Origin of the sequence: Paraburkholderia sp. RL17-337-BIB-A (assembly GCF_046025895.1) — a bacterium.
Lineage (GTDB): Bacteria > Pseudomonadota > Gammaproteobacteria > Burkholderiales > Burkholderiaceae > Paraburkholderia > Paraburkholderia fungorum_C.
Map to the genome: position 1 here is coordinate 2,296,156 of NZ_JARESY010000002.1, position 15,988 is coordinate 2,312,143.

At 63.9% G+C, this 15,988-nt stretch carries 14 protein-coding genes and 2 riboswitches; of the genes, 9 read left to right on the plus strand and 5 right to left on the minus strand.

Annotation, left to right across the window (positions count from 1 at the left end; genetic code table 11):
* Window position 1: 1 nt before the first annotated feature.
* Window positions 2-1,102 (minus strand): cobalamin biosynthesis protein CobW, encoded by a 1,101-nt coding sequence (gene cobW, locus P0D84_RS30955; protein ID WP_408342917.1) that lies wholly within the window; start codon window positions 1,100-1,102, stop codon window positions 2-4.
* A 66-nt stretch (window positions 1,103-1,168) separates the two neighbouring features.
* A riboswitch (cobalamin riboswitch) is annotated at window positions 1,169-1,448 on the minus strand.
* A 79-nt stretch (window positions 1,449-1,527) separates the two neighbouring features.
* A riboswitch (cobalamin riboswitch) is annotated at window positions 1,528-1,755 on the plus strand.
* A gap of 224 nt (window positions 1,756-1,979) precedes the next feature.
* On the opposite strand from cobW, the gene cobA reads away from it, so the two are divergent.
* The 7 genes from cobA to P0D84_RS30990 all read left to right on the plus strand — a co-directional run bounded on the left by cobA (window position 1,980) and on the right by P0D84_RS30990 (window position 6,895).
* The gene (cobA, locus tag P0D84_RS30960) at window positions 1,980-2,819 is read left to right on the plus strand and encodes a uroporphyrinogen-III C-methyltransferase (protein ID WP_408346179.1); all 840 of its coding nucleotides are present in this window, start codon (window positions 1,980-1,982) and stop codon (window positions 2,817-2,819) included.
* Window positions 2,816-3,355: a cobalamin biosynthesis protein gene (locus P0D84_RS30965; protein WP_408342919.1), complete on the plus strand. Its 540-nt coding sequence runs from the start codon at window positions 2,816-2,818 to the stop codon at window positions 3,353-3,355. Before cobA ends, P0D84_RS30965 begins: the two co-directional genes overlap by 4 nt.
* Before the next feature lie 8 nt (window positions 3,356-3,363).
* Window positions 3,364-3,966: a cob(I)yrinic acid a,c-diamide adenosyltransferase gene (cobO, locus tag P0D84_RS30970; protein ID WP_408342921.1), complete on the plus strand. Its 603-nt coding sequence runs from the start codon at window positions 3,364-3,366 to the stop codon at window positions 3,964-3,966.
* An 84-nt stretch (window positions 3,967-4,050) separates the two neighbouring features.
* Complete coding sequence (locus P0D84_RS30975; RefSeq protein WP_408346182.1) at window positions 4,051-5,349, plus strand: cobyrinic acid a,c-diamide synthase CobB; 1,299 nt, start codon at window positions 4,051-4,053, stop codon at window positions 5,347-5,349.
* Window positions 5,333-5,992 carry a 5,6-dimethylbenzimidazole synthase gene (gene bluB, locus P0D84_RS30980; protein WP_408342923.1) on the plus strand — a complete coding sequence of 220 codons (660 nt, stop codon included), beginning with the start codon at window positions 5,333-5,335 and terminating at the stop codon, window positions 5,990-5,992. Before P0D84_RS30975 ends, bluB begins: the two co-directional genes overlap by 17 nt.
* A 43-nt stretch (window positions 5,993-6,035) precedes the next feature.
* Window positions 6,036-6,563 carry a type II toxin-antitoxin system HicA family toxin gene (locus P0D84_RS30985; RefSeq protein ID WP_408342925.1) on the plus strand — a complete coding sequence of 176 codons (528 nt, stop codon included), beginning with the start codon at window positions 6,036-6,038 and terminating at the stop codon, window positions 6,561-6,563.
* Entirely contained in the window at window positions 6,560-6,895 is a 336-nt protein-coding gene (locus tag P0D84_RS30990) for a type II toxin-antitoxin system HicB family antitoxin (protein ID WP_408342927.1), read from the plus strand. Before P0D84_RS30985 ends, P0D84_RS30990 begins: the two co-directional genes overlap by 4 nt.
* Window positions 6,896-6,992: 97 nt before the next feature.
* Here P0D84_RS30990 and P0D84_RS30995 read toward each other — a convergent pair whose 3' ends face one another.
* From P0D84_RS30995 to P0D84_RS31005, 3 genes are all read right to left on the minus strand, one after another.
* The gene (locus P0D84_RS30995) at window positions 6,993-10,469 is read right to left on the minus strand and encodes a DEAD/DEAH box helicase (protein WP_408342929.1); all 3,477 of its coding nucleotides are present in this window, start codon (window positions 10,467-10,469) and stop codon (window positions 6,993-6,995) included.
* A gap of 337 nt (window positions 10,470-10,806) precedes the next feature.
* On the minus strand, window positions 10,807-11,640 hold the full coding sequence (locus tag P0D84_RS31000; protein ID WP_408342931.1) for a DeoR/GlpR family DNA-binding transcription regulator: 834 nt from the start codon (window positions 11,638-11,640) through the stop codon (window positions 10,807-10,809).
* Between the two features lie 41 nt (window positions 11,641-11,681).
* Window positions 11,682-11,942 (minus strand): type II toxin-antitoxin system MqsA family antitoxin, encoded by a 261-nt coding sequence (locus tag P0D84_RS31005; protein WP_408342933.1) that lies wholly within the window; start codon window positions 11,940-11,942, stop codon window positions 11,682-11,684.
* Window positions 11,943-12,092: 150 nt separating this feature from the next.
* Between P0D84_RS31005 and P0D84_RS31010 the strand changes: the two genes are divergently transcribed.
* The gene (locus tag P0D84_RS31010) at window positions 12,093-14,597 is read left to right on the plus strand and encodes a GcvT family protein (protein WP_408342935.1); all 2,505 of its coding nucleotides are present in this window, start codon (window positions 12,093-12,095) and stop codon (window positions 14,595-14,597) included.
* 106 nt (window positions 14,598-14,703) lie between these two features.
* Here the strand turns inward: P0D84_RS31010 and P0D84_RS31015 are convergent, their stop codons facing one another.
* On the minus strand, window positions 14,704-14,991 hold the full coding sequence (locus P0D84_RS31015) for a DUF4148 domain-containing protein (protein ID WP_408342937.1): 288 nt from the start codon (window positions 14,989-14,991) through the stop codon (window positions 14,704-14,706).
* A gap of 168 nt (window positions 14,992-15,159) precedes the next feature.
* Between P0D84_RS31015 and P0D84_RS31020 the strand changes: the two genes are divergently transcribed.
* Window positions 15,160-15,891 (plus strand): anti-sigma factor family protein, encoded by a 732-nt coding sequence (locus tag P0D84_RS31020; RefSeq protein WP_408342939.1) that lies wholly within the window; start codon window positions 15,160-15,162, stop codon window positions 15,889-15,891.
* The last annotated feature ends 97 nt before the right edge of the window (window positions 15,892-15,988 follow it).

The following is a 15,988-nucleotide window of genomic DNA, read 5'->3' on the forward strand; positions in this document are numbered from 1 at the left end:
GTTACGCCTGTTGCGGCTGGGTGCTCGCCACGACGCCCAATGCGGCGTCGAACGCCTGTTGCAGCGCGGCCTGGTCGAGGTCTTCACCGATCAGCACGAAGCGGCTTTGCTGGCCCTCGCCCGCTTCTCCGGCTTGCCAGCGGCGGTCGAAGTAACTATCGAAACGACGGCCCACGCCCTGGATCACCAGACGCATTGCCGCACCCGGCAATGCCGCAAATCCTTTCACGCGGTAAATCGTGTTGGTTTCGACGAGTCCGTGCAACGCCGCGATCACGGCCTCGCGCGACGAAACATTCGCGTGGACGACCACCGAATCGAATTCGTCATGGTGATGATCGGCGTCGTCAGCCGAACCATGGTGATCGTGGCGCAGGTGAATCGTTTCCTCCGAGGCCGCTTCGAGGCCCAGCAACGTATGCAGATCGAGCTGGCCCATCTGTGCGCGCACGATCTTCACTTGCGGCGGAATTTCGTCACGGATGAGGGCTTCAACAGAAGCTTGATGCGATTCGTCGAGCAGATCGGTTTTGTTCAGAATCACCAGATCGGCCGCCGACAATTGATCTTCGAACAATTCGTGCAACGGCGATTCGTGATCGAGATTCGGATCGGCCTTGCGTTGCGCATCCACCGCGACCGGATTGTCGGCGAACTGGCCGCGCGCCGCGGCCGGGCCGTCAACCACGGTGACGACCGCGTCGACAGTAAAGCTATTCTTGATCTGCGGCCAGTTGAACGCCTGCACCAGCGGCTTCGGCAACGCGAGACCGGAGGTTTCGATCAGCACGTGATCGATCTGCTCGCGGCGCTCCACCAGCTTTTCCATCACCGGAAAAAACTCTTCCTGCACGGTGCAGCACAGACAGCCATTCGCGAGTTCATACAGTTGCCCTTCGGTCTCGACGCCGTTGTCATCGCAACCGATCCCGCAACCCTTGAGGATTTCCCCGTCGATGCCGAGTTCGCCGAACTCGTTGACGATCACCGCGATGCGCTTGCCGCCCGCATGCTGAAGAATGTGCCGCAGCAGCGTGGTCTTGCCGCTGCCGAGAAAGCCCGTGACGATCGTGACGGGGATCTTGCGCATCTGAGTTTGCATCGTGAGGTTATCCGTAGGAGCTGCGCGGCACGCCGGCGCGGAACGCGCCACCGCATCCCCGCAGTGGACGTTCTTCGTATTCTGGCCGGTATCCGGGCTGACGAAAGCGCCGCTTCCCCTTCCCGGGCGAGTGGTTTCTCGCCCAGTGGTCATATGCCGACGCGGCCTTGCGCGTGGACATCGAAGCCGGCTCCGCGGCGCCAGGCAATCAACCTGGAACCGCTTTTCGCTTACCGTTGCGGGGGCAGCACAGGTTGACCCGATCCGTTGCAGGTGGGCACCCTGTTTCCCGTTTAACTGCATGCGCACGAGCGCGCATGCGAGCACCAAAGTGCGTGCGAGTTTAGGCGCGCGGCTCCGTGCCGTCAAGGAAACGCGGGCGCCGGCAGGGCCTTTCCGCAGTGCCGGCGCGGCCTGCCGTGTGCTATCGTATGCGCGCGTTTGGTGCCCGCACATGCGTTCGCATGTGCAGTTAAACGGGAAACAGGCCGCGCTCGCCGCGCTCAACCTGTGCTGTCCCCGCAACGGTAAGCGACCTGCGGTGCATTTGCATCGCGCATGCGTTTTTGATGCCACTGTCTGACGAATCCTGACGGGAAGGCAAAACGCATGAGGCCGTCAGCCCGGATACCGGCCAGACGCGGAGGCAGTGAATGTCACGCTGCCGGCCGCCGGAATCCGCGAGGGACGGAATTGAAGGCGCTGAAGCACGACATGGCGCGGCCGTTGACGTTTTCCTGTGGGAAACGCGGCGAGTGGCGTTTTTTGTCGCGCGTAATCCGTAGCACCGCATGACCTCAATTTCCGCCGCCTCCGGCCTCATCAAGCCTCAACCGCTCCCGCTTGTCACGACATGGCGTGCGCCATGCACGCGGCGATGAGCCGCGCCTGGCTGATCGGCGCCGGCCCCGGCGACGTCGAACTGATGACGCTCAAGGCGACCCGCGCTCTCGCGCAAGCCGATGTGATACTGGTCGACGATCTGGTGAATCCCGACGTGCTGCAATTCGCGCGCGCGAACGCGCTGGTCGTGTATGTCGGCAAACGTGGCGGGCATCCGTCGACGCCGCAGGCCGGCATCGTCGCGCAGATGCTCGAGCACCTGCAGGCCGGGCGCAGCGTCGCGCGTTTGAAGGGTGGCGATCCGTTCGTGTTCGGCCGTGGCGGCGAGGAACAGCAGGCGTTGCACGCGGCGGGTATTGAAGTGGACGTGATCAACGGCATCACCGCCGGGATTGCAGCGCCCGCGGCGATCGGGATTCCGGTCACGCATCGCGATCACGCGCAAGGCGTGGTGTTCGTCACCGGACACGGCGCCGGCAGCGGCGAGCCGGACTGGGCCGCGCTCGTCGCCACCCGGATGACGCTGGTGATTTACATGGGCATGCGGCGGCTGAACGATATCGTCGGCGCGTTGCTCGCGGCCGGCATGAGTGCCGATACGGCGTGTGCGGCGATCGAATCGGCCACGCGTCCCGAGCAACGGCACGTGCTCGCACGGCTCGGCGAGTTCGCGGATGCGGTGTCGCACGCCGGGCTGGGGTCGCCGGCGATCGTGGTGATGGGTGGCGTGGCGTCGTTGGCTTTGGCGCGGGATGCTGTGAATGCGGGTGCGGTGAAAGCGGATGCGGTGAAAGCGATGGGTGCGACAAACACGGCGAACTCTGCCGGAGCGACGGACGCTTCGGACGCTTCGGACGCTTCGGACGCGCAATGAAAACACTAACCGTCGGCATCGGTTGTCGCTTGCATAGCTCGGCCGAGCAGATCGAAGCGGCTGTGCGTGCCACACTCGGCTCGCATGCCTTCGATGAAATCAGCACGATTGCCTCGGTCGACACCAAAGCCCACGAAGCCGGTTTACTTGAATTCTGCGCACGTCATGCGTTGCCGCTGAAATTGTTCAGCCGCGAGCAGATTGCGGCGATATCCGTGGACAATCCATCGACGGCCGCACGCGAGCATCTCGGCGTAGACGGCGTCTGCGAGCCGTGCGCCTTGCTCGCCGCGCTGGGGGACCTTCATGTGACCAGCAGCACGCCGCATGCCGCCCATGCATCGGTTGCGTCAGCTGCCTTAGATGCCGCAGTTGCCCCAAATGCGTCACTTGCCCCACTTACCTCCATCGCGCCCGCCCCTCTCACTGCACGCCTGCTCGCGCGCAAAACCGTCCACAACGGCATCACCGTGGCGATAGCATCGACCACCGCGCGCCCCGCGCGCGAACAAACAAACACCGACCCTCACCAATAGGACCTGCCATGAAGACCGACCCCGAATCGCATCAACGCATGACCGAGCGCCGGCGCGAAGGCCACGAGAAAAAGCAGGCCAGCGCCACCGTCGAAAAAGGTCTGCTGATCGTCAACACCGGCACCGGCAAAGGCAAGACCACGGCAGCGTTCGGCATGGCCGTGCGTGTGCTTGGACACGGCATGCGTCTCGGCGTCGTGCAATTCATCAAAGGCGCGCTGCATACCTCGGAGCGCGACTTCCTCGGTGCGATCGCCAATTGCGACTTCGTCACGATGGGCGACGGCTACACCTGGAACACGCAGAATCGCGACGCCGACATCGCCACCGCGCGCAAAGGCTGGAACGAAGCGCGCCGCATGATCGAAAGCGGCGACTATCAGATGGTGATTCTCGACGAACTGAACACGGTGTTGAAGTACGAATACCTGCCGCTCGACGAAGTGCTGTCGGTACTGAATGCGCGGGCGCAGATGCTGCACGTGGTGGTAACCGGCCGCCACGCGCCGGACGCGCTGATCGAAGCCGCCGACCTCGTCACCGAAATGCGCATCGTCAAACACCCATATCGCGAGCAAGGCGTGAAAGCGCAACGCGGCGTGGAGTTCTGAACAATGTCCACGTCCCCCAAGCGTACGTCCTACGGGAAGTCCCCCAAGGGAACATCCTTCGGGGCGGCCGCCAAGGACACTTCCATCGGGACGTGCCCCGCCCTGTTCATTAGCGCGCCGGCGTCGGGCCAAGGCAAGACCACGATCACCGCGGGTCTCGCGCGCTATCACCGGCGGCTCGGGCGACGCGTGCGCGTCTTCAAGACCGGCCCCGACTTTCTCGACCCGATGATTCTGGCGCGTGCCAGCGGCGCGCCGGTCCTGTCGCTCGATCTGTGGATGGTGGGCGAGTCGGCCTGCCGAAACCTGCTCGCGCAGGCGGCGGCCGAAGCGGACCTGATCCTGATCGAAGGCGTGATGGGTCTGTTCGACGGCACGCCGAGCAGCGCCGACCTGGCAACCACGTTCGGCGTGCCGGTCCTCGCGGTGATTTCGGCGAAAGCGATGGCGCAGACCTTCGGCGCGGTCGCCTTCGGCCTCGCGCAATTCAGGCCGCAAGTGCCGTTTTACGGCGTGCTAGCCAATCGCGTCGGCTCGCCAAGGCACGCGCAAATGCTCGAAGAAGCGTTGCCGCCCGACCTGCGCTGGTGCGGCCACATCACCGGCACCGACGAAATCGGCTTGCCCGATCGCCATCTAGGCTTGCATCAGGCCGAGGAGATCGCAGATCTGGACACCCGCCTCGATCGCGCCGCCGATGCGCTCGCGCAAACCGCGCTGGCTGAATTGCCGCCGCCGGTCGAATTCGGCGCACCTGTGCCCGAAGCGCTGCCGCGTCTTCTGGCCGGCAAACGCATCGCCATTGCGCGCGATGCCGCGTTCTCGTTCATCTATCCGGCCAACGTCACGCTGTTAGAGGCGCTCGGCGCGCACATCGACTATTTCTCACCGCTCGCCGATGAAGCCCTGCCGCAGCACGCCGACGCACTGTATCTCCCAGGCGGCTACCCCGAACTGCATGCGGCATCGCTGGCAACCAGCACGCGCAGTGCCGCAACAATCCGTGCGCACGCCGCAGCAGGCAAACCGCTCGTTGCCGAATGCGGCGGCATGCTCTACCTGCTCGACCAACTCACCGACACGCACGGCACCACGACGCCGATGCTCGGCTTGCTGCCCGGCCATGCGACGATGCAACCGCGCTTTACCTCGCTCGGCATGCAACAGATCGACGGTCTGCACGGTCCAGTGACCGGCCACACCTTCCACTATTCAAAGCTGACGACGCCGCTCACGCCGCTGCGTTCAGCCACCCGGCCGCATAGCGATGCCCCCGGCGAGGCCGTCTTCCGCGCTGGCTCGATCGTGGCAACCTATATGCATGCTTATTGGCCCTCCAACCCGGCCTTCACGGCCGCCCTGTTCCATGGCGAAGCCTTTTAACGATTCCGAACGCGAAGCCGTCTACCGCGCGATTTACGAACGGCGCGACATGCGTCATTTCGTGCGCGAGCCGGTCGACCCTGCCGTGTTGCAACGCCTGCTCGACGCCGCGCATCACGCGCCGAGCGTCGGCTTCATGCAGCCGTGGCGCATCGCGCGCATCACCGACCCGGCGCTGCGCACGGCCTTGCACGCGAGCGTCGAAGGCGAACGCCGCGCCACCGCCGATGCACTCGGCAAGCGCCGCGAAGAGTTCATGAAGCTGAAAGTAGAAGGCATGCTGGAATGCGGCGAACTGCTGGTGATGGCGCTGATGGACGGCCGCGAGCGGCACATCTTCGGACGCCGCACCTTGCCGGAGATGGACCTGGCTTCGGTGGCATGCGCGATCCAGAACATGTGGCTGGCCGCGCGCGCGGAGGGTTTGGGCATGGGCTGGGTGTCGCTATTCGACGTCGAGACGGTTCGTACCCTGCTGCATATGCCCGAGGGCGCGCGGCCGGTGGCAATTCTGTGTCTCGGCCATGTCGATCAGTTCTACAGCGAGCCGATGCTGGAAACCGAGCGCTGGGCGAGCCGCATGCCGCTCGCCGATTGCGTGTTCGAAAACCGCTGGCCGGAAAGCGGTAAAGCGCCGGAATAACGCGGGTGCTTATTGCTGTGGAGGCTGAAGCGGCCGCGGAGGCTTGAGCGACACCACCTCCGGCACGCCGCCCGTCTTCTCGCTGCGCAGTTTCACGCGCCAGTCGGGCGGCGTAAAAGGATTACTTGATCGTTTGGTTGAAATTGGAAGATTAGCGGGGGTATCGGGGAACTCGGCGCTTTTGGGGGCGTGTCAGAGGGGGCTGACGATGAGCGAAGTGATCCGCCACAGGTATCGCGGCGAAAGTTTGAGCGGCCTGCGACCTGCCCGGATCACATCGCACCCTCCCATGCTATCAATTTCTGCTATCATAACAATGAAATCAAAACACCTCAGCACGCTCCACGCCTTATTTAAGAAGCCCACGCTGGGCGGCATCGTATTCGCGGACATTGAAGCATTGGTCCTGGCGCTCGAGGGAGAGGTGCGAGAGGGTGCCGGCTCCCGGGTGGTGTTCGAGCTACACGGGATCCGCAGATATCTGCATCGCCCGCATCCCGGTAAAGAGGCGCGGAAATATCAGGTGGAAGAGTTGCGTGCGTGGTTTACCGAACTTGGAGTCGAACCGTGATGAATTCGATGACGTACAAAGGCTATTTCGCGCGAGTTGAATTCGATGCGCGTGAGAACATTTTTGTCGGGCGTGTGCTCGGCGTTTCCGAACGGATCAGCTTCCACGGGGAAACTGTGACTGAACTAACCGATGATTTTCATCAGGCGGTCGATCACTACCTGGAAGACTGCGCGAAAACCGGACGCGATCCGCAAAAGCCCGCGTCAGGCAAATTGATGCTGCGCATTCGGCCCGAAGTGCACGCTGCGGTAGGTATCGCAGCAGCCGCTGCTGGCAAGAGCATCAACCAATGGGTCGACGAAGTGCTGGCGCGTGCAGCGCACGCCTGAAACGGCGTCATACATCCGCGCCGCGTAGGCGCCACATGCGACGTGTGACGTCACCCATGCGTCACCCACGCTCCAGACAAGCTGCCGCCCTCACCCTTTATCGCCCGCTCTCAATCTCGGGCATCGGCGCGAATAGCGCGTCGAGATCGTCGTCCGAGAACTTGGTGGCGCCGGCGGCGTCTTCGGAGAGAATGCTGTCGGCGAGTCCCGCCTTCTGCTCCTGCAACGCCACAATCTTTTCCTCGATGCTGCCCGCGGCAATCAACTTGTAGACGAACACCGGCTTGTCCTGCCCCAGCCGATGCGCGCGGTCGGTCGCCTGATTCTCGGCGGCCGGATTCCACCACGGATCGTAGTGAATCACCGTGTCGGCGGCGGTCAGGTTCAAGCCCACGCCGCCAGCCTTCAGGCTGATCAGGAATAGCGGCACCTCGCCCTGCTGGAAGCGTTCGACCGGCGTGATGCGGTCCGCCGTGTCGCCGGTCAGGATGACATAGGGAATCGCGGCTTCCTCGAGCGCCTCTGCAATCAGCGCCAACATGCCGGTGAACTGTGAGAACAGCAGCACACGCCGTCCTTCCTCGATCAATTCCGGCAACATGGACAATAGCAAATCGAGCTTGGCCGAACGTGTGATGCGCGCGCTCTTCGCTTTGTCGGCTTTCTCCGCTTTTCCCACTTTGCCGCGTTTCTCGCCCGGCTCGTCCGGCTTCTCGTCGACCTTGATTTTCCGCACGAGACGCGGATCGCAGCAAACCTGGCGCAGCTTCAGCAACGCATCGAGCACGATAATGTGGCTGCGCGCGAGACCCTGCGCATTGACCGCCGCACGCACCCGCTCCTGCATTGCCGTACGCACCGTTTCGTAGAGATCGCGCTGCGCGCCTTCCAGATCGACCGAACATACGATCGTGGTCTTGGCCGGCAACTCTTTCGCGACCTCGTCCTTACGACGGCGCAGCATGAACGGCCGGATGCGGCGCGCCAGCAGTGCGCGGCGTACGCCGTCGCCGTTCTTCTCGATGGGATTGCGCCAGCGTTTGGTGAAATCTTTCTGGCTGCCGAGAAAGCCCGGCAACAGAAAGTCGAACTGCGACCACAGTTCGCCGAGGTGATTCTCCAGCGGCGTGCCCGTCAAACACAGCCGGTGCCGCGCGCGCAATCCGCGAATCGCCTGCGCGGCTTTGGTGGTGGCATTCTTGACGTACTGCGCCTCGTCCAGGATCAGCAGGTGATAGTCGTGCTCGGCGAGCACCTTCTGATCGCGCCACAACAGCGCGTAAGTCGTGAGAATCAGTTCGTACTCGCGGATCTGCTCGAAACGCTCCTTGCGTTGCGGGCCGTTCAATACCAGCACTTTCAGGTCGGGCGCGAAGCGCCGCGCTTCCTCGCGCCAGTTGTGCACGAGCGTGGTCGGCACGACGATCAGCGCCGGACGGTCGAGCCGTCCCGCTTCTTTCTCCGCGAGGATGTGCGCGAGCGTCTGCACGGTCTTGCCCAGACCCATGTCGTCGGCCAGCACGCCGGCCAGATCGTGTTCGCGCAGAAACTGCATCCAGTTCAGACCCTGCTGCTGATACGCGCGCAGCTCCGCCTTCAGGCCGCGCGGCACCGGCACCTCATGCAAACCCGGGCCGGCCTGCAGACGCCGCGCCAACTGGCGGATCGAATCGTCGCCCTGGAATTGCCAGCGACCCGTGCTGTTCAATGCCTCGAGCCGGCCCGCATCGACGGAAGGCACGCGCAGCGGCGCGCCGTCGGCCAAGGCCCCGCCGAGTGCGTCGAACAGATCGACCAGCACGCGCACCACCGGCTTCAGGCGGTCGGCGCGCAGACGCAGACGCTTGCTTTCCTCGGTCTTCAGTTCGATCGGCTCATCATCGGCGATGGCTTCGAGCGCGCCGCCGAGCCAGCGCCGGTCGCGCCGGAACAGGTCGGCGAGCAGCGGCTCGAGCCGCACATTGCGCTCGCCGATGCGGATGCCCATCTCCAGATCGAACCAGCCGTCGCCCGCCTGCTGCGCGGTGCCGTCGATCGCGTCGATCTCGATGATGTTGTAGCGGAACTCCGGCGCCATCGTCACCCGCCAGCCCTTGTTGACGAGCTCAGGCACGGCGTCGTTGACGAAGGCAGACCAGGATTCGGCATCGGGCAGGCCGAGCATCGTGTCAGGCAGAAGGCGCGACGCGTACACACGGCTGGTCGGCACCTTCTGCAGCCCGGTCTTGCGCAGTTCGAGCAAGCGCTTCTTTTCGGCTTCGTAGCGTCGGCGGATATGGATGACGTCGCCGCCGGGCATGGGCACGAGCGTGACGCTGCTGTCGACATTGATGCTGACGCCGTCGTAATCGAAGCTGACGCCGGCCAGTTCAACCGCCTCGGACTTGCGCTGCCCGGCCTTGGCCGCGGATGGCAGTGCATGGCTGTTGAGCGTGAGCACCGGCACGGGATCGACGTCGATCACGCGGATCGAGGAGGCGTCGTGGGTGGGCGGCAGCGGCAGATCGGGCGCGATCTCGCGCAGCACCGAGGCGACGAGCGGCGCTTCGGCGAGCGAGATCGGCGGCATGGCGAGGTAATCGGGCAACTGCTGGAACGGCAACGACGACTCGACGATGCCCGCTTCATTCGCGACGCCATCCACGTACCAGATCGGCTCGGTGGGCAGCACCATGGTGGCGCGCGGCTCCGTGCACAGCACGGGCCGCAGGCGTTCGTCCGCCAGCGGCTCCCATTCGATCCGCCCTGGCCGGTCGGCGCCGCGTGACAGCGGAGTCGGCCCCGCGTGGCCGGGCGCCGGCTTGAGCTCGAAGAACAGGCGTCCCGTGGCGATCAGCTTTTGCAGCATCTCCGCGCCGCCCGTCCCGCGCAGAATGAACTGACCGAAGTCCTCGCGGGAACGGCCCAGCCACAGGCCGCGCAGGATCGACAGATCTTCGTCGGAGACGAATTTGGGTTGCTTGAGCAGGGCCGCTTCCACATTGCCCCAAGGCTCGTCGACTTCGACGATCGTGCCGTCCGGATTGCAACGCGCCCGGTACAACACGACCTCATGACGCATGTGGAAGTTGGACCAGTTGAGGAGATAGGCCAGCGTTTGGGTGCGCGCGGCGCCTGCCTTCTGGGCGACCGCATCGGCGGCCTCGGCGCGCGCGCGAAAGCGCTCGAGCCAGCTGACCAGTTCGGGGCGCACGCCGGTCGGCGACTGCACTGCATTTGCCGACCGTATCTGTGGGTAGCTGGCAGACGGATGCTCATCGGACTCGATGTCGACGTTGGTGATGTGGTCCATCTCGTCGTGATAGGCGAGCTCGGCGAGCAGCAACGCGGCGACGTGTTTGCAGTTGCGGCCGACCGGGCAACTGCAGTCGCTTTGCGCCCAAGGGGACCTGCCATCGGTACGAAATCGCACTCGCGTGCGGTAGGGTTGACGTTGCGTACCTTGTACGTCGCCGCTGAGCGTGTCGCCGCGCCACTCCACCTTCGTGACCGTGCCAACCGAGCGCGCCTTGGCGACGGTGTGGTCACCCAGCCATTCCGTAATCCGTTCCCGATCGAAGAAAACTGACGACATCAGGGTCCATTCCTTTTCAAGCCGGCGGAAGCGGTCATGCGTGGACTCACAAGCGGCACGGCAGGCGACGAATGGCGCCTGCCCGCGCAGTTCCGGTCCAGCGTAGATTGCCCGTGGAAACCCGCCATTTTACGCGTTGGACGCATTTCACTGTGGGACAGGCTCTGGAGGCCTTCGTGGGCGGCAAAGCCTGTTTGCCCGGCTTGCTCCGCGTGGCTCCGCTCGACTTGGTCGGGAACGCAGCGGCCAATGGGTCCGCGCTCTCCGCGTTCAGCCCCGGACCCACGTAAACGGTTGGCCACGCCAGCAAGCAGCGTCATTCAGCGGGCCTGCAGCCTTATCGCGAGAAGCCGATTGCGGAATTGGCTGCACTACCGACTTCGCCACCCGACTCTGCATCGCCGTGCGCCGACGCCCCAACACTCAATTCCAGCCCGGCTGCCGCGAACACTTGGGTCAGTGCGGGAGCCGGCGCCTCGTCGGTGACCAGCAGATCGATGGCATCTGGGCCGAAAGCGTGTACCAGCGCGCTGTGACCGAATTTCGCATGATCCGCCGCGACTACGCGCCGCTCAGCCTGCGCAAAGGCGGCCAGCGAAAACGCCACGTCGGCCGGCAGCGCGTCCATGAACCGACCCTGCATGTCGACGGCGGTGACCGAGACGATCGCGTAGCGCACGTGGAACTGGCGCAGAAAGGCCAGCACGCTGTCGCCGAAGGCGGCGGAGTCGTCGGCACGCAGTTCGCCCCCCGCGATAAACAGCCGATTGCCGTTGCGCGGCGCCAGCACGCGGGCCACTTCGATGGAATTGGTCACCACCGTGAGCCGTGAACGCGCCGTCAGTGCCTGCGCGATATGCAGACAGGTTGTGCCGCCCTCGAGGATCAGCGAGTCGCCGTCCCGTACGAGTTCGGCGATGCGCGCGCCAATCGCCTGCTTGCCCTCGCGGCTTGCCACCATGCGCCGCTGGAACGGCGGCTCGTCAAGGCGCTCGGGCAGCATGATGCCGCCGTGGACCTTGATGAGCAGACCATCGGCGATCAGTGGCTTGATGTTGCGGCGGATGGTCTCGTCGGAAACCTCGAAGCGGCCGGCAAGATCAGTGATCGTGCAGGTGCGCTGCTCGCGGACGAGCCGCAGGATTTCGGCTTGGCGTTGGGTTGAGAACATAGGCGGAGACCGGGATGATGGCGGCCAGTTTAGCAAACACCTCATGGTTCGCCAAGAAATCCCAACGAATTCCCATACAAATCCACATATCCACATTCAAGCTCAAGCTCAAGCTGCCCCCTCACTTCCGCCATCATTTGACCTATGCGGGTCGCCTCATCCATGTCGAGCACCGCCTCTTCGCATGCCGGGCAATAGTCTCCAGTGACGGCCTCGAAGATGGCCGTCTTGCCCTCGTAGACATAGCGCAGATTGCGCGTATCGCGCACCAGCTCGTCCGCTCCGCAATTCGGGCACTTCATGTTCACCACTCCTTGAATGACACGACGAGGACGCCATCGACCACAGTCAATTTCAAATAGACCTTTAATCCCGAATCACCCGAATCGATTCGTTGCCTTTTGCCAAATTTTGTTGCAATCTACGATGGTCGATTCAACAAATTTCAACACATGTCCACACACATTCCCGCCCATGCCCGCGTCGTCATCATCGGGGGCGGCATCATTGGCTGTTCCGTTGCCTATCACCTCACCAAACTGGGTTGGACCGATGTGGTTCTGCTCGAACAGGGCCAACTGTCGTGCGGCACAACGTGGCACGCGGCCGGCCTCGTCGGCCAACTGCGCGCGCAGGAAAGCATGACCAGGCTGATCCGTTACTCGACCGCGCTCTATGCCGAACTCGAAGCCGACACAGGCCTCGCGACCGGCTGGAAGCAATGCGGCTCGCTCTCCGTGGCTCGCACGGCCGAGCGCATGACGCAACTCAAGCGCACCGCCGCCGTCGCGCGCGCCTATGGCGTGGCGTGCGACGTGATCAGCCCGCGGGAAGCCGGCGATCTATGGCCGGTCATGCGCACCGACGACCTGCTCGGCGCCGTGTGGCTGCCCGGCGACGGCAAGGCGAATCCCACCGATCTGACCCAGGCCCTTGCCCGTGGCGCACGCACGCGCGGCGCACGCATCGTCGAGAACACCCGCGTCACGGCGATTCACACGCGCACCGCGCTCGAAAACAAGGCAAACGGCACGACCGGCGCACGCGAAGTCAGCGGCCTCGCGTGGCGCAACAAGGACGGTGAAGAAGGCACGCTCGGCGCGGATATCGTCGTCAACTGTGCGGGCCAGTGGGCCAAGGCGGTCGGCCGCCTGTGCGGCGTGACGGTGCCGTTGCACTCGGCCGAGCACTACTACATCGTCACTGAGCGGATCGCCGGCGTGCATCCGGACCTGCCGGTAATGCGCGATCCGGATGGCTTCATTTACTTCAAGGAAGAAGTGGGTGGCCTCGTGATGGGCGGCTTCGAGCCCAACGCGAAGCCGTGGGGCATGAACGGCATCCCGGACAATTTCGAATTCCAGTTGCTGCCCGACGACTGGGATCAGTTCGAAATCCTGATGGAAAATGCACTGCAGCGCGTGCCCGCGCTCGAAACAGCGCAGGTCAAGCAGTTCTACAACGGGCCGGAATCGTTCACACCGGACAACAATTTCATGCTCGGCGAGGCGCCGGAGTTGCGGCGCTTTTTCGTCGGCGCGGGTTTCAATTCGATGGGGATCGCATCGGCGGGCGGCGCGGGCATGGCGCTCGCCGAATGGATCGTCGCGGGCGAACCCACGATGGACCTGTGGCCGGTCGACATCCGCCGCTTTGCGCGCTTTAACGGCAACGACACGTGGCTACACGATCGCGTCAAGGAAACGCTCGGCCTGCACTATGCGATGCCCTGGCCGAATCGCGAACTCGACAGCGCGCGGCCGTTTCGCCGCTCGCCGCTGTATGCGCTGCTGCGTGACGACGGTGCGTGTTTCGGCAGCAAGATGGGCTGGGAGCGCGCCAACTTTTTCGCGCCGACGCCTGAACAGGCTCAGATCGACTACGCGTTCGGACAGCAGAACTGGCTGCCGTGGAGCGGCGCCGAACATCGCGCGTGCCGCGAAGGCGTCGCGCTCTTCGACATGACGTCGTTCTCCAAATTCCTCGTCAAGGGACGCGATGCACAAAGCGTGCTGCAAGGCATCGTCGCCAATGATGTAGCCGTGCCGCCAGGTACTACGGTGTACACCGGCATGCTCAACGAACGCGGCACCTACGAATCGGATTTCACGCTCACCCGCCTCGCTGACGATCAATACCTGATCGTCACCGGGTCGGCGCAAACCACGCGCGATTTCGACACCATCGAAAAGGCCATTCCGCACGACAAACACTGCACGCTGGTCGACGTCACCGGCCAATACGCGGTACTCGCTGTAATGGGCCCGCGTTCACGCGAGCTGCTGCAAAGCGTGTCGAAGGCGGACTGGAGCAATGCGGCGTTTGCGTTCGGCCAAAGCCGCGAGGTCGATCTCGGCTACGCGACGGTGCGCGCCACCCGCCTTACCTACGTCGGCGAACTCGGCTGGGAGTTGTACGTGCCGGTGGAATTCGCGGTGGGTGTGTACGAAACGCTGCACGCCGCGGGCAAGGCATTTGGCCTCGTCAACGCGGGCTACTACGCGATCGACTCCCTGCGCATCGAGAAAGGCTATCGCGCATGGGGCCGCGAACTGACGCCGGACACGAATCCGTTCGAAGCGGGCCTGTCATTTGCCTGCAAGCTCGACAAAGACATCCCGTTCCGCGGCCGCGATGCGTTGCTGAAATTGCGCGCCCAACCGCCGCGCCGCCGTATGGTAGTGCTCACCGCCGACGGCGCCGCCGAGCGCATGCTGTGGGGCGGCGAAGCGATTCTGCGTGACGGCAGGCCGGTCGGCTTCGTCAGTTCGGCGGCGTTCGGACACACGCTGGGGTGTCCGGTGGCGATGGGGTATATCAACAACCCGGACGGCGTTGCCGATGCGGCGTATCTGAACAGCGGCCGATACATGATCGACGTCGCCGGCGAACTGCTGCCGGCGACCGTGCATCTGAAGGCGCCTTATGATCCACGTTCGGAACGGGTGAAGGGCTAACGGCCGCCACGCGCCATACTCGAGATGGGCTAATGCCCCATTCAGCGATCTATTCCATTCGTTAGCCGGCGCGCACGCGGAACGGACGCGCCGGCTATCGAACCCTTCAATTGTTGCTGCCTGCGGTGCTGCCTGCCGTGCTGCCACCCGCGACGCGGCTCGCGGTGGCCGCCTGAACGGCGAGTGCTTCCTTGTGCTGCTCGACCTGGCGTGCGAAGATGGGATTCACTTCCGGGTATGACGTATCGGTCACATAGTTGAGGCCGTTCTGTTGCGCTTCGATCAATTCCTGGTACACCTGAGCACGTGTCTTGCCATCTGCGAAAGCGCTCGACGAAGCGGCTAGAACGACGAAAGCAACGCAGGACAAGGCAGCAAACGCGATCTTCTTCATGATGAACTCCTGTGGGTTTTGTGCGGGTTCGCATGAGGCAGAACCACGGGTTTGCGGCTTTTATTCCTGCTTTCTTGCCGTCGAAAAAACAAATTTCGAAGCGGAATAAATCGCGTCCGCGCGTGTTCGCCACTCGATAGCTGAAATCCGACACACGCTGCCAACACCATGACCTCAACCGACGCGCCCACCCCCGACTCGCCGCTTTCCGAAGCCGACATTCAGGCCTATGCCGATGGCACCCTGACGCCGGAACGCGCCGCATTTCTGCGGAACTATCTGGGCAAGGACCCGGCGGAAGCGCGTCGCGTGGCGTTTTACGGCAGGCTGAACGCGCAGATGCAGCAGGCGTTCCAGACCACTGACGAACCCGTTTCTTCGAACCGTGCCCAAGGATGGCGTGGCGCGCTCGTTCGGCTGAAGACCGCGAGGCATCCGCGCAAGGTACTGAATACCGTGGCAGTGTTCGTGATGGCGCTGGCCGCCGCGAGCGGCTGGCTCGCCGCTACCCAGGTGTCTCGCCAGGCACTCAACAATGCCGCCGTGATGGCGCTGGCGGAAAGCGCCGCCGCGCGGTATTCCGCTGCGTCGCCGACGCGAACCGACGTATCCGCGCCCAACCTCGCGGCGATCGGGCTGCGGCTCGTCGATCAGAGGGTTCTATCGCTCGGCCCGTTCCAACGCGCGAGCGAGCTCATCTATCTGAACGGTGACGATCAGCCAGTCATCGTGATTTCCACCCTGGCACTGCTGGCGCCGTCGCAGCCGCAGTGGGCCGCGCGCCGCATCGGCAAGATTCGCCTGCTCACGTGGACGGCGCAGCGGCAACGCTTCGTGGTCGCCGGCGATGCCCGCACCCACGGTCTGATGCGTGCCGCCGACGTCATGACCATGCGGTAGACCTCTTCCCGGTTTTCGCAACACGCCAAAAAACAACGGAATAAAATGCGCCCACGCGTGTTCGCATGTCGAATGCGCGTGGTGGTTCAATCGACGG